Raw genomic sequence first — 15558 nt, 5'->3', positions numbered from 1 at the left:
ACGCCACACTCATCTGCCCAGCCTCTGCGGGGAGCGTTGAGTGCCCAGCCTCTGCCCAGAGTGTCGAGGAAAGACCGAGCGCCGCGGCCCGAGGGCTCGGGGGTGACCGGAGCGCCGGCACGGACTTCGCTTCGAGCCCGCGTTCCGGAGGGACGGTCGCGGGGCGCCTCCACCCGACCGGCCAGGGGCTCAGCCGCCGGAGTCGTCCATCTCGGCGCCCTCGGGGACCGTGTCGTCGTCCCGGCTGGCCAGCCAGCCCTCCGGCAGGGAGACCTTGCCGGGCGAGTTGGTACGCCCGCGCGGCTGCCCGAGGGCGGCCATCGGGAACGGCTCCGCCGGGTCGAGCTTGCCGAGCAGGTCGTCGAGCTGGGCCAGACTTTCGATCATCGCCAGCGAGCGCCGCAGCTCGCCGCCGACCGGGAAGCCCTTGAGGTACCAGGCGACGTGCTTGCGGAAGTCGGTGCAGCCGTCCCGTTCACCGCGGGTCGGGTTGCGGGCGCCGGCTGAGAACTGGTCGACAAGCAGCTCGGCGTGTCGGCGCATGGTCACCGCCACCTCGCCGAGGGTGGGCAGCCGCCGCTCCGCTCGACCGTTGAAGGCGGCCTCCAGGTCGGCGAAGAGCCACGGTCGGCCCAGGCAGCCGCGCCCGATGACCACACCGTCGACGCCGGTGTGGGCCACCATGCGCAGCGCGTCGTCGGCCTCCCAGATGTCGCCGTTGCCGAGCACCGGCACATCGAGGGCCTGCTTCAGGGTGGCGATCGCGTCCCAGTCGGCGGTGCCCGAATAGCGCTGCGCCGCCGTGCGCCCGTGCAGGGCCACCGCGGCCACGCCGGCCTCCTGGGCGGCGAGCCCGGCTTCGACGTACGTCAGGTGGTCGTCGTCGATGCCCTTGCGCATCTTGACGGTGACCGGCACCCCGGCCGGTGACGCGGCGGCCACCGCGGCCCGCACGAGTCGCGCGAAGAGCCGTCGCCGCCACGGCAGTGCCGCGCCGCCGCCACGTCGGGTGACCTTGGGGACCGGGCAGCCGAAGTTGAGGTCGATGTGATCGGCCAGGTTGCGCTCGACGACGATCCGCACGGCGGCGGCGGTGATCTCCGGATCGGTGCCGTAGAGCTGGAGACTGCGGGGCTTCTCGTCGTCGCCAAACGCGATCATGCGCAGCGTCTTCGGGTTGCGCTCGACCAGCGCGCGCGTGGTGATCATCTCGCAGACGTAGATGCCGCCACCCTGCTCGCGGCAGAGCCGACGGAACCCGATGTTGGTGATCCCGGCCATCGGCGCGAGGACTACCGGCGGCCACACCTGGTGCTGGCCGAGAGTCAGCGGGCGCAGCGCGGGCACGGTCGAGGCAGTCACCGGACAAGTGTACGGGGCCCCGACCGGCGCTTATCGCGTCGGCCGAGGCCCCGTGCGCAGAGTCTCAGCAGCCGGGGAGACGCTCGATCAGGTAGCGCTCGACCTGGTCCAGGGAGACGCGCTCCTGGGCCATGGTGTCCCGGTTGCGCACGGTCACCGCGTTGTCGTCAAGCGTGTCGAAGTCGACTGTGACGCAGAACGGGGTGCCGATCTCGTCCTGCCGGCGGTAGCGACGCCCGATCGCCTGGGAGTCGTCGAACTCCACCACCCAGCGCTTGCGCAGCAGCGTCGCGAGGTCCTTGGCCTTGGGCGACAGCGCCTCGTTGCGGGACAGCGGCAGCACCGCGACCTTGACCGGGGCGAGCCTCGGGTCGAACCGCATCACGGTGCGCTTGTCCACGCCGCCCTTGGTGTTCGGCGCCTCGTCCTCGTCGTACGCCTCCAACAGGAAGGCGAGCACCGCGCGGGTCAGACCCGCGGCCGGCTCGATGACGTACGGCATCCAGCGCTCACTCTTGCTCTGGTCGAAGTACGACAGGTCGACGCCGGAGTGCTTGCTGTGCGTGGAGAGGTCGAAGTCGGTGCGGTTGGCGACACCCTCAAGCTCGGCGAACTCGGTGCCACCGAACTGGAAGCGGTACTCGATGTCCACAGTCCGCTTCGAGTAGTGCGACAGCTTCTCCTTGGGGTGCTCGAACAGACGCAGATTGTCCGCCGCGAGGCCGAGGTCGAGGTACCAGTTCCAGCGCTCCTGGAGCCAGTACTCGTGCCACTGCTCGTCGGTGCCCGGCTCGACGAAGAACTCCATCTCCATCTGCTCGAACTCGCGGGTCCGGAAGATGAAGTTGCCCGGGGTGATCTCGTTGCGGAACGACTTACCGGTCTGCGCGATGCCGAACGGGGGCTTCTTGCGGGCGACCGTCTCGACGTTCTTGTAGTTGACGAAGATGCCCTGCGCGGTCTCCGGGCGCAGGTAGTGCAGCCCCTCGTCGCTCTCCACCGGGCCCAGGTAGGTCTTCATCAGGCCGTTGAACATCTTCGGCTCGGTGAAGGTGCCCTTGTTGCCGCAGTTGGGGCAGTTCAGCTCGGCCAGCGAGGTGAGCGGCTTGCCGTGCTTCTCGGCGTACGCCTCTTCCAGGTGGTCGGCCCGGAACCGCTTGTGACAGAACTGGCACTCGGTGAGCGGGTCGACGAACTCGGCGATGTGGCCGGACGCCTCCCACACCTTGCGGGACAGGATCACCGCGGAGTCCAGGCCGACGACGTCGTCGCGCTGCTGGACCATCGTCTTCCACCACTGCCGGCGGACGTTCTCCTTGAGCTCCACGCCGAGCGGGCCGTAGTCCCACGCCGATCGGGTGCCCCCGTAGATCTCACTGGAGGGGAAGACGAAGCCTCGGCGCTTGGCGAGGCTGACGACGGCGTCGATACGGTCGGCTGGCATGTTTCCTCCTACGCCGGCTGGCGGTCGGCGGGGGCGAGATGTGGATGGAACGGTCGGTTCGGGACAACGGTACGACCACCGTCCCCCCGAGCCCAGCAGAATACCGGGGACGGGTCAGCTGACCTCGCAGACCTCCACGCCGCCGGTCTGCCCGTCCTGCCCGAGGCTGACCTGTTGCCGATCCCGGTCGCCGCCGTCGAGGGTCACGTCGACCGGCACGGTCAGGTAGGTGGTGTCCACCTCACCCACCCGAAACGCTGTCACCTGCGGTTCGGCGGCAGCGCGCCGCTCGAACTCCGGTCGGGACTCACGCCGCTGCGCGTCGTCGCAGAGCTGGTCGTACGCCCGCCCGTAGTTTCGCTCGACCAGCGCCTGGTAGTAGTCGCCGGTCACGGTGCGGGCCTGTTCCCGGATCGCCTGAACTCCGCTGACGGCCAGGCCGACGACGGCGGCGCCACCCCCGCCGCAGCAGAGCACCACGGCGAGCGCGCCGACGCCGAGGCCGATCCAGAGCCGAGTCCGGCGGCCCTCGGTGGGCGGCGCGGCGAACGGCGGAGCCACCCCGGGACCGGGTGGCGGGGCGGGTGCGGTCATAGGAGCAGCGTAGTGTCCGCCGGCTCAGCGGTAAGGACCCGCAGCCCGATCACTGTCGGCGACGACCACGGCCCCACCGGGGGCGGCGGTGGCCAGCGCCTCGTAGGCGGAGGGCTCGTCGACGGACTCGGCGAGCAGCGGCACGGCGCTGACCTTGACCTCGAAGGCGCCCAGCGCCCGCCGGTACGTGCCGACCGACTCCCATTCGGTGACCAGTGACCAGTGCCGGGGGTCGTCCAGCGCCCGGACCAGTTGACCGCGCAGGTAACCGGGCCGGGCGGCCAGCGCGGTGAGGGCGGCGTGCGCCCGTTCGGTGAAGCCGTCGGCGGCATCGACGTCGACCACGAACCGGTTGGTCACCAGCACCGGGGGTTCCTCCTCGTAGAGTCTGTGGGATGCAGCGTACGCAGCGCCCTCTGCTCGCCCGGTTGGCCGGGGCGAACCCGACGTCGGTGTTCCTGCTCACCCTGGTGGTGGTGCTGGTGGCGTTCTTCACGCCCGGAGTGATCGGCGGGCTGCTCACGCTCGCGCTCGCCGGGGTCCTGATCGCCCTGTTGGCGACGACCTGGGCGATTCAGGCGCCGCAGACCCGGCTGATCCGACTGGTGATGCTCACCCTGCTGGTGGCTGTGGGCCTCGCGAAGCTCCTCTGACATGCAATCATGCGTTTTTGACAATCATTATCGTTGCCACGGACAGTTGACGACATGACCAACCGCGCCACGTACCGTGTCCTGGCCGCCGCGACCGCCCTCCTCGCCCTGGGCGCCGGGGCCGGCTGCTCCACCGGCGCCGGCGCCGGCGCCGACCCCCAGCGAGTCGACGTGGTGGCCGCGTTCTATCCCCTCCAGTTCCTGGCCGAACGGATCGGCGGCGACGCGGTCCGGGTGACCAACCTGGCCAAGCCCGGCGCCGAGCCGCACGACCTGGAACTCAACCCGAGCCAGGTCGGTGAGGTCAGCGACGCGGAGCTGATCGTCTACCTCAAGGGGTTCCAGCCGGCGGTGGACGACGCAGTGGCCCAGAACGGCGGCGACCGGGCGTTCGACGTGACCAGCGTGCAGCCGCTGTTGGACGCGTCCGCCGGCGGGCACGACCACGAGGGCGAGGAAGGGCACGCCGAGGAGAGCGGCGGCAAGGACCCGCACGTCTGGCTCGACCCGACCCGGCTGGCCGGCATCGGCGACCAGCTTGCCCAGCGGCTCGGCAAGGCCGACCCGGACCACGCCGCCGACTACACCTCCCGGGCGGCCGCCCTGCGCGCCGACCTGACGACCCTGGACGGCGAGTTCAAGCACGGTCTGGCGACCTGCCAGCGGCGGGAGATCGTGACCAGCCACGCGGCGTTCGGCTACCTCGCCGACCGATACCAGCTCGACCAGGTCGGCATCACCGGGCTGAGCCCGGACGTCGAGCCCTCGCCGCAGCGCCTCGCGCACGTGATCGAGGAGGCGAAGGAGCACCAGGCCACCACGATCTTCTTCGAGACACTGGTCAGCCCGAAGGTGGCCGAGACCATCGCCGGTCAGGTCGGCGCGAAGACCGCTGTGCTCGACCCGATCGAAGGGCTCGCCGCCGGCAGCGACGGGGACTACCTTTCGGTGATGCGCACCAACCTGCGGACCCTGCAGACGGCCTTGAGCTGCTCGTGACCTCACCTGTCATCACCGTCGAGCACGGGGTGGTCGGCTACGACGGCCGCCCCGTGCTCCGGGACATCTCGCTCACCGTGACCGCCGGCGAGGTGGTCGCGATCCTCGGCGCCAACGGCTCGGGCAAGTCCACACTGATCCGCGCCGTGCTCGGGCTGGTCCCGATCAGCGCCGGCTCGGTCACCCTCTTCGACCGGCCGTTGCGCCGGTTCCGGCAGTGGGCACGCATCGGGTACGTCCCGCAGCGCCTGGGCGCCGGCGGCGGCGTACCGGCCACCGTCCGCGAGGTGGTGGCCTCCGGCCGACTGGCCCGTCGGGGGGTGCTGCGTCCGCCGGGTCGAGCCGACCGGTCCGCCGTCGACGCCGCGTTGGGCGCTGTCGGGCTCGCCGACCGGGCCGGTGACCCCGTGTCCACGCTCTCCGGCGGCCAGCAGCAGCGCACCCTGATCGCCCGCGCCCTGGCCGGCCAGCCGGAGCTGCTGGTTCTCGACGAGCCCACCGCCGGGGTGGACGCGGCCAGCCAGGAGGCGTTCGCCGGCGCGCTGCGCGACTTCGTCGGCGACGGCGGAACGGTGCTTCTCGTCGCCCACGAGCTGGGCCCGCTGCGACCGGTGATCAGCCGGGCCGTCGTCGTCCACGAGGGCCGCATCGCCCACGACGGCGCGGTGCCGGACCCGGCCGGCCACCACGCGGAGCCCGACCACGACCACGTGCACCCGCACTGCTACGACGAGCCCGCCGGGCTGTGGAGCAACTGACCCATGGAACTCTTCCAGTACCCCTACATGCAGCGCGCCCTGATCGGCGCGCTGGTGATCGGCCTGGCCGCTCCGGCGCTCGGCATCTACCTGGTGCAGCGTCGGCTGGCGCTGATCGGTGATGGTGTGGGGCACGTGGCGCTGACCGGCGTCGGGGCGGGGTTGCTGCTCAACCGCTCACCGGTGCTGGTCGCGGTGATCGCCGCCACCATCGGCGCGATCGCCATCGAGATCGTCCGGGCCCGTGGGCGTACCTCCGGTGACCTGGCTCTGGCCCTGCTCTTCTACGGCGGCATCGCGGGCGGCGTACTCCTGGTTGGCCTCTCCGACGCGACCAGCGCGAACCTCAACGCCTACCTGTTCGGGTCGCTGACCACCATCTCGCCCGCCGACCTGACCACCATCGCGGTGCTCGGCGCGGCGATCCTGGTCACGATGATCGCGTTGCGGCCGGCGCTCTTCGCGGTCAGTCACGACGAGGAGTACGCGCGGGTCTCCGGCCTGCCGGTCCGCACGCTGAACCTGCTGATCGCTGTCGCCACAGCAGTCACAGTGACCATCGCCATGCGGGCCGTGGGCGTGCTGCTGATCAGCGCGTTGATGGTGGTGCCGGTCGCGACCGCGCAGCAGGTCACCAGGGGCTTCCGCAGCACGATGGCCGCCGCGATGGCGCTCGGGCTCTTCGCCGCCGGTTCCGGTGTCTGGGTGGCGGCCACGGCGGACACCGCGCCGGGCGCCTCGGTGGTGCTGGTGGCGATCGCGTCGTTCCTGGTGGTGGCCGTGGCCGGCGCTGTCTGGCGGGCCGTGCGCCGCCGGACGACGCCGACCGCCGCACCGACACCGGAACCCCACGAGGTCGTGCTGAGCTGAGCCTGGTCAGCGTGACCTCGGTGGTATTGGTTACCGTTGCAGGATGACCAGCGCGACGGGCTACGACGGGTTCGACGGGGCCAGCGAGCTGCTCCGCGCCCTGTCCGCTCCCATTCGGCTGGCCATCGTCAGTGAACTGGCCGGCGGCGAGCGGTGTGTGCACGAGTTGGTGGAGAAGCTCGGCGCGGCGCAACCACTGGTCTCCCAGCACCTGCGGGTGTTGCGCGGAGCGGGCGTGGTGCGCGGCTCCCGCAGAGGCCGGGAGATCGCCTACAGCCTGGTCGACGAGCACGTCGCGCACATCGTGGCGGACGCGGTAAGCCACGCCGGGGAGGGATCATGAGCGAGAGCAGCGCCGCGGTGCGCAACACCCGGCAGCGTTCGGCGGTGAGCGCGCTGCTGGGCGAGATGGAGGGCTTCCACAGCGCCCAGGACCTGCACGCGATGCTGCGGCAGCGCGGCGAACGGGTCGGTTTGACCACCGTCTACCGCACCCTCCAGGGGCTCGCCGACGCCGGTGAGATCGACGTGATGCGTCCGCCGGGCGGCGAGCACCTCTACCGCCGGTGCAGCGAGGGGCATCACCATCACCTGGTCTGCCGGGTGTGCGGGCGTACGGTCGAGGTGGCCGGCCCGGCCGTGGAGAGCTGGGCCGATCGGGTCGCCGCACAGCACGGCTACGCCGACGTCAGCCACACCCTGGAGATCTTCGGCACCTGCCCCACCTGCGTCCGCTGACCCGGCGAGCCAGGCATTGAGAATTGGGCGCCTGCCGTAGGAGCGGCACTCGTACTCTCGCTGGGTGAGCGAGAGCAATGACTACGTAAGGCTGCGAGAGACTTTCAACGAGGACGCTGAACGGTATGACCGTGCGCGGCCGCGGTACCCGGCACAGATGTTCGATGATCTCGCTGCGGCCGGCGTAGCGCCCGGTGCAAGGGTGTTGGAGATCGGCTGTGGCACTGGGCAGGCGACCGTGCCGCTGGCGGAACGGGGCTACCGGATCGTGGCCGTCGAGTTGGGCGCAGACATGGCTGCTGTGGCTCGGCGAAACCTTGCCGGCTCCGACTCGGTGGAGGTGGTGACGGCAGCGTTCGAGGAGTGGTCCTTGCCTGCGGAACCGTTCGACGTGGTCCTCTCCGCGACGGCGTTCCACTGGATCGATCCGGCCGTGCGGGTGTCGAAGTCTGCTGACGCCTTGCGTCTCGGTGGTCTGCTGGCCACCGTGGGAACCCACCACATCGCCGGTGGCACCTGGACCGAGGCGTTCTTCGTCGAGATTCAGAAGCTTTACGAGCGCTTCGATCCGTCGACCCCGCCGGGCCTGCGTCTTGAAGGTGCTCAAGACATTCCGGAGGACGATCGGGAGCTGACCTCGTCGGAGCGATTCGGGCCTGCGAGCTTCTACCGATACGAGTGGGAGTTGCCGTACTCGACAGCGGACTACCTGGATCTGCTGTTGACCTACTCCGGCCACCGTGCCTTGCCGGACGTGCAGCAGAGCGCATTGCTGAACTCCATCGCGCGGCTCATCGACGTCAACTACGGGGGCCAAGTCGTCAAGCGCTACCTGACTGAACTGAGGCTCGCCGAACGTGTCCGGTGAATCGCTTCTATCGGTATCTGTCGGCACCCTTGCAGGTAGCCGTATCGTTCACGTCGAATCTGGCGGCTGATCCGACGGGTGCCCCGCCGCGTCCGTTCGTGGCACGCTGGCCGGCGTGAAAATCTATGCCGATCGGTTCCCGACCGCCGCCCGTCAGTTGCTCACCGACCTGCTCGTCGTCGCCTGGGTGTACGTGGCGATCCGCGGCGCGCTGTGGCTGCACGACCTGGTGCAGAAGCTCGCCGTGCCGGGGCAGAAGCTGGAGGGCGCCGGCAGCGGGCTCGCCGACAACCTCGCCGACGCGGGCGGCAAGGTTCGCCGCGTCCCGCTGGTCGGCGACGAGCTGACCGCACCCTTCCAGCGGGCCGCCGACGCGGCCCGGGGGCTCGCCGACGCCGGCCGCGACCAGCAGCACCTGGTCGACCAACTCGCCCTCGCCCTCGCCATCGCGGTCCTGATCTTCCCGCTCGGCATCGTGCTGTTCGGCTGGCTGCCGCTGCGGGTCCGCTGGATGCGCCGGGCCGGATCGGCGACGAAGCTGGCCGCCGGGCCGGCCGGCCGGGACCTGCTCGCCCTGCGCGCGCTGGCCACCCAGCCACTGGGCAAACTGACCCGGATCGGTCCGGACGTCGCCGAGGCGTGGCGGCGCGGCGACGACGCGACAGTCGATGCCCTGGCCGCCTTGGAGCTGCGCCAACTAGGCCTCCGCGCCCGGGGCCGCTAAGGTCGCGCCCCGTCGCGCCCGTCGCGCCCCGACCCGCCCCGTCGCGCCGATCTTGCAGTTTCGGTTGCCGACATGGGTGGAATGCCCCTTGTGTCGGGACAGCAAGTGCAAGATCGCGGAGCAGGCAGAGGTCGGGCCGGCCGGGCGCAGGCTCAGCTCGACGAGGGTGTCGTTAAAGTCGTCGGGTGTTCTACTTCCTCGTCGTCATCGCCGTCCTGCTGCTCGGCTACGCCGCAGTCCTGGTCTACTTCCTCCGCCGGGGCAAGAAGATCCCACCCGCGGCGTACCTGGCCCTGGCCGGGCTCAACGGTCTGATCCTGGCGGGAGTGCTGGCCTGGGCGGTCTCCCGCTGACCGTGCACCGCCGACCCGCACCGCTGACCGACGCCGGCGACCAGCCCTCGTGGCGACCAACCCTCGTGGCGGCAGGCCGCCCTGCGCGGTTCACGGCTTTGGGGGGATGCGGCGGCGGACGTCCTCGGAGGTGGACGGGCCGGGCGACCAGCCGGCCACCCAGGGCAGCTCCTCGGACGGGGTGAGCACGCCCTCCTCCAGGCCCGCGTAGCGGCCGGCGAGGATGCGCTTCGCGGCGGCGGTGTCGACCGAGTCGGTGTTGTCCCAGAGTGCGGCGAACAGGGCATCCACCCGCACCCGCGCCTGCCGGCAGAACAGGTCGGCCAGTTCGACGTTCTCCGGGCGGCTGTCCCGTTCGGCGCTGGCCCGGACGCAGACCGCGGACATCGCGAACAACTCGGCGCCGATGTCCACCACCCGACCGAGGAACGCCTGCTTACGCTCCATCTTTCCCTGCCAGCGGGACATCGCGTAGAACGTCGACCGGGCCAGCTTGCGCGACGAACGCTCCACCTGACGCAGGTGCGCGGCGAGCGGGCCGAACTCGGCGTACGCCGAAGGGCTCTGCCCCCGACCGACGGCGAGGGTGGGCAGCCACTTCGCGTAGAAGGCGCCCGCTCGCGCGCCGGCTCGGGCCTTGCGGCCCAACCCCGCGTCCGGGTCGATGATGTCGCCGGCCACCGACAGGTGGGCGTCGACGGCCTCCCGCGCGATCAGCAGGTGCATGATCTCGGTGGAGCCCTCGAAGATCCGGTTGATCCGCAGGTCACGCAGCATCTGCTCGACGGCGGCCGGGCGTTCACCCCGGGCGGCCAGTGAGTCGGCCGTCTCGTAGCCGCGCCCGCCCCGGATCTGGATCAGCTCGTCGGCGATCTTCCAGGCCATCTCGCTGGCGTACAGCTTGACCAGTGCCGCCTCGATCCGGATGTCGTTGCGGTCGTCGTCGGCGAGCAGGCAGCAGAGGTCGAGCATGGTCTCCATGCCGTACGTGGTGGCGGCGATGAAGGAGAGCTTCTGCGCGACAGCCTCGTGTTCGCCCACCGGCCGTCCCCACTGGACCCGGTCGGCGGCCCACCCCCGGGCCACGTTCAACGCCCACTTGCCGGCGCCCACGCACATGGCCGGCAGTGAGAGTCGACCGGTGTTCAGAGTGGTCAGGGCGATCTTCAGCCCCTTGCCCTCGCCACCGATGACGTTCTCGGCGGGGACGATCACGTCGTGGAACCGGGTCAGGCTGTTCTCCAGGCCGCGCAGGCCGATGAACTCGTTGCGCCGCTCGACGGTGATGCCGGGGCTGTCGCCGTCCACCACGAACGCGGTGATCCCGCCCCGACGTCCCTGCGTGGCCGGCACCCGGGCCATCACCACCAGCAGGGTGGCCACGATGCCGTTGGTGGCCCAGAGCTTCACCCCGTTGAGCCGGTAACCGGTGCCGTCCTCGGTCGGCTCCGCGATGGTGGCCAGCCGGGCCGGGTCGGAGCCGACGTCCGGCTCGGTGAGCAGGAAGGCGGACACCTCGCCGGCGGCGAGCCGGGGCAGGAAGCGTTGCTTCTGCTCGGCGGTGCCGAACATCTTCAGTGGCTGCGGCACCCCGATCGACTGGTGCGCCGAGAGCAGCGCGCCGATGGCCGGGCTGACCGAGCCGGCCAGCATGAGCGCCCGGCAGTAGTGCAGGTTGCTCAGCCCGAGCCCGCCGTACTTCCGGTCGATCTTCATGCCGAACGCGCCGAGGTCGGCCAGGCCGTGGAACACCGAGTCGGGTATCGACGCGTCCCGCTCGATGGCCTCACCATCCACCTCGGAGGCCAGGAAGGCGCGGAACCGACCAAGGAACTCCTCCGCGCGAGCCACGTCGTCCGGATCGGATCGGGGCCACGGGTCGATCAGGTCGAGCCGGAACCGGCCGAGGAACAGCTCCTTGCCGAAGCTGGGTCGGTCCCAGGTGGACTCCCGGGCGGCCTCGGCGACCTGCCGGGCCTCCTTCTCGGTGACCTGCCCGGCTTCCGCGGGCAGCGGCGCGGCCGCACCGGCTGTGGTTTCGGAGTCGGGGCCTTCCGGTGCCGGTCGGCCATCCTGCGTCGTGGTCACGGCTGCCCCCTCGAAGCTCGGTGCGGCTGCGTCGACGTGCGCGACTACCGCCACGCTACCCCTGGTTGTTACCCAGGGGTAGCGCTGCGTGAAGATCGGCGCGGTCAGCGACCGTCGACGTCGTCCGGGTCGTCGTCATCGTCGTCGATGTCGTCCTCGCCCCAGTTGCGTCGGGCGAACGGTAGGGCCACCCAGAACGTGAGGAACCAGATTCCGGTCAGGGCGCTGAGCACGAAGGCGATCGGCCGGTCCAGCACGAAGTCGGTGATCAGCAGCACCGCGCTGACCATCGCGATCAGCATGAAGGCGAGGCCACCGGTGGCCATCCGGTGGGCGAAACGGACCAGCTCCGGCTTGCGCCCCTGCCGGAACAACGCCCTGTGGAACGCCACCGGCGAGATGATCATCGCGGTGGCGGCGGCCGCCGCGAGCAACGCCACGATGTAGACGTCGCGCTGGAACTCCGTCGTCTCGGTGAACCCGTTACTGAACGGCAGGGTGAGCAGGAAGGCGAAGAGGATCTGCACGCCGGTCTGCGCGACCCGCAACTCCTGCAGCAGGTCGGCGAAGTTGCGCTGCCAGCGCTGCTTCTCGGTCTCCTTGGACACGCGCTACCTCCGGTGAGACGCTACTGCCGGCGGTCCCAGCCGCCGGCAGCAACGCCAATGCCCCACCCGGCCGAGCGCGAAACTGGTTCACGACATCTGCCGTTCATCGCGGCGACACACGTCAGCCGCCAGCGCCGTGTCAGGACCCGCGTCGGATCCGGCCCGCGTACCGCGCTTCCAGCTCGTTGTTGTGCGCGTCGCCGTCCGGGATGTTCGCCGAGAGGTAGACCGGGGGCCGCTCCCCCGCCGCCAGCAACCGCGCCACCACCTCCACTGTCACCTGCTGCGCCAGCAGCGCCGCGGTGATCGAGGAGACCGCGCCGACCGCGCCGCCGCCGGGCAGGGGCAGCGTCGCGTCGCCGTACGGCGCGCCGTTGTCGAGCACCACGTCGGCGAGGTCGCTCAGCTTGCGCCCGGACGGGTGCCGGGAGGTCATCCGCCCGGAGTGCTGCGCCGAGGTGATCGCCACCAAGCCGTGGCCGTGTTCCTTTACCAGCGTGGCGAACTCCACCATCGCGCCGTTGACCCCGGAGTTCGAGGCGAGCACGAAGACGTCGGTGGGACGCACCGGGGCCAGCTCGTAGAGGCGGTGCGCGACGGCCGGGTCCCGTTCCAGCAGTGGGCCCAGCCGGTCGGCCGGTTCGCCGCCGAGCAGCACCAGGTCGCGTAGCGCGATCCGGTTGGTCGGCACCAGACCACCCGCCCGTCCGGCGATCTCCATGGCGAGGGCCTCCGAGTGCCCGGTGCCGAACGCGTGCACCACGCCGGCGGCTCGGACGGCCTCGGCGATCAGGTCGGCGGCCCGCCCCACCGCCTCCCGCTGACTGGCGGCCACCCGGCCGATGGTCTCGGTCACCACTGCCAGGTAGTCCTCGGCGCTCACCGTCATACGTCCTCCGTCGTTCGATTACGGGCCAGCCAGCGAACCGCGAAGTCGACAGCCGCCCGCTGGCGCATCAACCTGCCGGACCCGGTGCCGACCGGTGCGGTGCGAACCGCCCCGGTGGCCTCCAGCTCCTCCCCCAACGCGGCGAAGTCGTCCGCGTCGAGTCGTACGTCCTGCCACCACACCCACTCCCGACCACCGTCGGCGGTACGCACTGCGGCGCCGATCCGCTCCCGGGGCGAGCCCGGGCTGCGGTACTCGGCCAGGTGCAGTGAGGTGCTCACCGAGTGGTCCACGCCGAGCAGCAACACGTCGGCGTCGAGATCGTAGAGGCGGGCCAGCGGGGAGCCCTCGCCGAGCATGTCCGCCAGGGTGTGCCCGGCCACCACCTGTTCGGCGGCCGGACCGAGCGCGGCGAACGACACGTGCGGATGGGAGCTGCGCAGCGCGCCGGGCCAGCCGCGGACCGTCTCGGCGAGCGCACCCATGTACCGGCTCGGGGTGACCGCCGGGTCGAAGCCCGGCATCTCCGAGCGGATCAGCGGCCACCAGCCCGCCGGCACCGGCGGGTTGCGCCACTGCGCGGGGTCGCTGTTGTCGGGCGTATGGGTGGGCACGACGATCGTGCCGTCCGGGCCGAGCGCGTCGCGCAGGGCGAGCACCACCGCGTGCGGGCCGCCGCTGACGAAGCCCAGCGGACGCAGCGACGCGTGCACCAGCAGCGTCGCGCCGGGGCGTACGCCCAGCACGCGCAGCTGCGCGGCGATCGAGCGTCGGCTGCCCGGCCCGCTGGCGTCCGTCGTCACGATGACTCTCCCTCGCGGACCCGCACGGCTCAGGCCGTCCCGGCGGCTCGGGCCAGGATCGCCTCGGCGAGCGGGGCCGGCGCCGCGTCCGGGATCCAGTGACTCACAGCGGGCAGTTGCACGAAGCGGTAGTCGCCTGTGACGTTCTGCGCGCACGCCTCGGCGGCGGTCCGGCCGATGGCGACGTCCCGGTCACTCCAGACGTACGTGGTGGGCACCGCGACCGGGCCGACGCCGGCCAGATCGGCGCGGGACATCGCCCGGTACCAGTTCAGCGCGGCCGTGAGCGCCCCCGGCTCCCGCATCGGGTCGGCGTACCGGTTCACCCGGGCCGTGTCGCCCACCCCGCCGAGCAGCTTGCGCAACGCGGTGGCGTGCCATGCCAACAGCACCTTCTCCGCCTTGTCGGGCTTGCGGAACAGCGCGATGTACGACGAGCGGGCCTTCTGTTGGGCGTCGGTGCTCAGGGCGTGCGCCATGGCCGCCGGATGCGGTACGGACACCGCGGTCAGCGTGTGGACCCGCTCGGGGTGCCGGGCGGCGACGGCCCAGGCCACTATCGCGCCCCAGTCGTGGCCGACCAGGTGGACGGCGTCCAGCCCGAGCGCGTCGAGCACCGCCACCACATCGGTGACGAGTTCGGGGATCCGGTAGTCGGCCACCGCCGTGGGCCGGGCGCCGGGTGAGTATCCGCGCTGGTCCAGCGCATAGGTGCGCAGCCCACCCGCGTGCAGCGCCGGCACCACGTCGTCCCACTCGCCGCTGTGCTGAGGGAAACCGTGCAGCAGCAGGACGGGTACGCCGTCCGTCGGACCGCCGACGGTCACCTCGAACGTGAAGCCTCGCGCGTCAACCCGCATGATCAGAAGCGTACCCAGCCGGCGGTCGGCCGGTCGCTCCCGCAGGTCAGGCGGATGCCCTGCTGGGCCCGCGACACCTGTCGGTGTTAGCGTCAGCGAGACAACTTCATATCCGACAGGGGAGCGCACAGCGCTGAGAGTGCGGGCACGCCCGCAGACCCTCGAACCTGATCTGGGTAATGCCAGCGCAGGGAGTTCGGTCGACCTCCAGCCGCGCCGCAGTCCGGTGCCACCGGACGCGGCGTGCGTCTTCTCCTGGTTCGCACTCACGAACTGGGAGCAACACATGAATTCCACCACTGACACACACCGTTGGCGCACCATCGACATCGTGGTCGCCTCGGTGATCGCTGTCGCCTTCGGCGTCATCTTCTGGGCCTGGGGCCTGGTCTGGAGCGCCACCGAGGGTGCGTTCGCCTTCTTCCCGCCGGCGCAGACGCTGCTCTACGGCGTCTGGCTGATGCCGGCGGTGATCGGTGGGCTGGTCATCCGCAAGCCCGGCGCCGCGCTCTACTGCGAGACGGTGGCCGCGGTCCTGTCCGCGCTGCTGGGCAGCCAGTGGGCCGGCACGGTCATCCCGCAGGGCATCGTGCAGGGCATCGGCGCCGAGCTGGCCTTCGCCGCCTTCCGGTACCGGTCGTTCCGGCTGCCGACCGCTGTGTTCGCGGGCGCGCTGACCGGCCTCAGCGCCGCGCTGTTCGACTTCTTCGTCTGGAACGTCGACTACGCGCTGACCGACTACCGCATCCCGTACGCGCTGCTCACCATCGTCAGCGCCACAGTGATCGCCGGCCTGGGCGGCTGGCTGCTGACAAACGCCCTGGCAAACACCGGCGTCCTGGACCGCTTCCCCGCAGGCCGAAACCGAGCCCTGATCTAACCCCCCACCCAATGGCGTTGATCAAGAGGTTTGCGTCAGCGGAAGGCGACTTCCTGACGCAAACCTC

General features: G+C 70.9%; 19 protein-coding genes and 1 riboswitch. Of the genes, 10 read left to right on the top strand and 9 right to left on the bottom strand.

Translation table 11 applies throughout. The features are described 5' to 3' along the window. Nucleotides 1-189: 189 nt before the first annotated feature. The 4 genes from dusB to OG992_RS27960 all read right to left on the bottom strand — a co-directional run bounded on the left by dusB (nt 190) and on the right by OG992_RS27960 (nt 3766). On the bottom strand, nt 190-1362 hold the full coding sequence (dusB, locus tag OG992_RS27975; RefSeq protein ID WP_266304701.1) for a tRNA dihydrouridine synthase DusB: 1173 nt from the start codon (nt 1360-1362) through the stop codon (nt 190-192). A 64-nt stretch (nt 1363-1426) separates the two neighbouring features. Further along, the gene (locus OG992_RS27970; protein ID WP_238687313.1) at nt 1427-2806 is read right to left on the bottom strand and encodes a glycine--tRNA ligase; all 1380 of its coding nucleotides are present in this window, start codon (nt 2804-2806) and stop codon (nt 1427-1429) included. 114 nt (nt 2807-2920) lie between these two features. Beyond that, on the bottom strand, nt 2921-3400 hold the full coding sequence (locus OG992_RS27965) for a hypothetical protein (protein WP_266304700.1): 480 nt from the start codon (nt 3398-3400) through the stop codon (nt 2921-2923). Between the two features lie 24 nt (nt 3401-3424). Further along, nucleotides 3425-3766 carry an antibiotic biosynthesis monooxygenase gene (locus tag OG992_RS27960; RefSeq protein ID WP_112642190.1) on the bottom strand — a complete coding sequence of 114 codons (342 nt, stop codon included), beginning with the start codon at nt 3764-3766 and terminating at the stop codon, nt 3425-3427. A gap of 29 nt (nt 3767-3795) precedes the next feature. On the opposite strand from OG992_RS27960, the gene OG992_RS27955 reads away from it, so the two are divergent. The 9 genes from OG992_RS27955 (at nt 3796) to OG992_RS27915 (ending at nt 9363) form a co-directional block, all read left to right on the top strand. Then, nucleotides 3796-4053, top strand: a complete 258-nt coding sequence (locus OG992_RS27955) for a hypothetical protein (RefSeq protein WP_266304699.1) — start codon at nt 3796-3798, stop codon at nt 4051-4053. Between the two features lie 54 nt (nt 4054-4107). Next, the gene (locus tag OG992_RS27950; protein ID WP_266304698.1) at nt 4108-5052 is read left to right on the top strand and encodes a metal ABC transporter substrate-binding protein; all 945 of its coding nucleotides are present in this window, start codon (nt 4108-4110) and stop codon (nt 5050-5052) included. Next, the gene (locus OG992_RS27945) at nt 5049-5810 is read left to right on the top strand and encodes a metal ABC transporter ATP-binding protein (RefSeq protein ID WP_091409689.1); all 762 of its coding nucleotides are present in this window, start codon (nt 5049-5051) and stop codon (nt 5808-5810) included. Before OG992_RS27950 ends, OG992_RS27945 begins: the two co-directional genes overlap by 4 nt. A gap of 3 nt (nt 5811-5813) precedes the next feature. Further along, nucleotides 5814-6680: a metal ABC transporter permease gene (locus OG992_RS27940; protein WP_266304697.1), complete on the top strand. Its 867-nt coding sequence runs from the start codon at nt 5814-5816 to the stop codon at nt 6678-6680. A 43-nt stretch (nt 6681-6723) separates the two neighbouring features. Then, nucleotides 6724-7023: a metalloregulator ArsR/SmtB family transcription factor gene (locus tag OG992_RS27935; protein ID WP_030338189.1), complete on the top strand. Its 300-nt coding sequence runs from the start codon at nt 6724-6726 to the stop codon at nt 7021-7023. Beyond that, nucleotides 7020-7418: a Fur family transcriptional regulator gene (locus OG992_RS27930; RefSeq protein WP_145792480.1), complete on the top strand. Its 399-nt coding sequence runs from the start codon at nt 7020-7022 to the stop codon at nt 7416-7418. The genes OG992_RS27935 and OG992_RS27930 overlap by 4 nt, the downstream gene beginning before the upstream one ends. A 64-nt stretch (nt 7419-7482) precedes the next feature. Beyond that, the gene (locus tag OG992_RS27925; protein ID WP_266304696.1) at nt 7483-8286 is read left to right on the top strand and encodes a class I SAM-dependent methyltransferase; all 804 of its coding nucleotides are present in this window, start codon (nt 7483-7485) and stop codon (nt 8284-8286) included. A gap of 115 nt (nt 8287-8401) precedes the next feature. Next, on the top strand, nt 8402-9010 hold the full coding sequence (locus OG992_RS27920; protein ID WP_266304695.1) for a hypothetical protein: 609 nt from the start codon (nt 8402-8404) through the stop codon (nt 9008-9010). 185 nt (nt 9011-9195) lie between these two features. Next, on the top strand, nt 9196-9363 hold the full coding sequence (locus tag OG992_RS27915; RefSeq protein WP_266304694.1) for a hypothetical protein: 168 nt from the start codon (nt 9196-9198) through the stop codon (nt 9361-9363). A 90-nt stretch (nt 9364-9453) separates the two neighbouring features. Here the strand turns inward: OG992_RS27915 and OG992_RS27910 are convergent, their stop codons facing one another. The 5 genes from OG992_RS27910 to OG992_RS27890 all read right to left on the bottom strand — a co-directional run bounded on the left by OG992_RS27910 (nt 9454) and on the right by OG992_RS27890 (nt 14611). Further along, nucleotides 9454-11451 (bottom strand): acyl-CoA dehydrogenase family protein, encoded by a 1998-nt coding sequence (locus tag OG992_RS27910; RefSeq protein WP_266304693.1) that lies wholly within the window; start codon nt 11449-11451, stop codon nt 9454-9456. A 104-nt stretch (nt 11452-11555) separates the two neighbouring features. Next, the gene (locus tag OG992_RS27905; protein WP_266304692.1) at nt 11556-12059 is read right to left on the bottom strand and encodes a DUF6328 family protein; all 504 of its coding nucleotides are present in this window, start codon (nt 12057-12059) and stop codon (nt 11556-11558) included. A 139-nt stretch (nt 12060-12198) separates the two neighbouring features. Next, entirely contained in the window at nt 12199-12948 is a 750-nt protein-coding gene (locus OG992_RS27900; protein WP_266304691.1) for an SIS domain-containing protein, read from the bottom strand. Next, nucleotides 12945-13751: an aminoglycoside N(3)-acetyltransferase gene (locus OG992_RS27895; protein WP_266304690.1), complete on the bottom strand. Its 807-nt coding sequence runs from the start codon at nt 13749-13751 to the stop codon at nt 12945-12947. The genes OG992_RS27900 and OG992_RS27895 overlap by 4 nt, the downstream gene beginning before the upstream one ends. A 29-nt stretch (nt 13752-13780) precedes the next feature. After that, on the bottom strand, nt 13781-14611 hold the full coding sequence (locus OG992_RS27890; protein ID WP_266304689.1) for an alpha/beta fold hydrolase: 831 nt from the start codon (nt 14609-14611) through the stop codon (nt 13781-13783). 107 nt (nt 14612-14718) lie between these two features. Then, a riboswitch (TPP riboswitch) is annotated at nt 14719-14823 on the top strand. A 74-nt stretch (nt 14824-14897) separates the two neighbouring features. Between OG992_RS27890 and OG992_RS27885 the strand changes: the two genes are divergently transcribed. Beyond that, on the top strand, nt 14898-15491 hold the full coding sequence (locus tag OG992_RS27885) for an ECF transporter S component (RefSeq protein WP_266304688.1): 594 nt from the start codon (nt 14898-14900) through the stop codon (nt 15489-15491). The last annotated feature ends 67 nt before the right edge of the window (nt 15492-15558 follow it).

It is taken from the genome of Micromonospora sp. NBC_00362, assembly GCF_026342155.1.
In the GTDB taxonomy this organism is placed as follows: domain Bacteria; phylum Actinomycetota; class Actinomycetes; order Mycobacteriales; family Micromonosporaceae; genus Micromonospora; species Micromonospora hortensis.
This window is presented reverse-complemented; position numbering and strand designations above follow the sequence as displayed.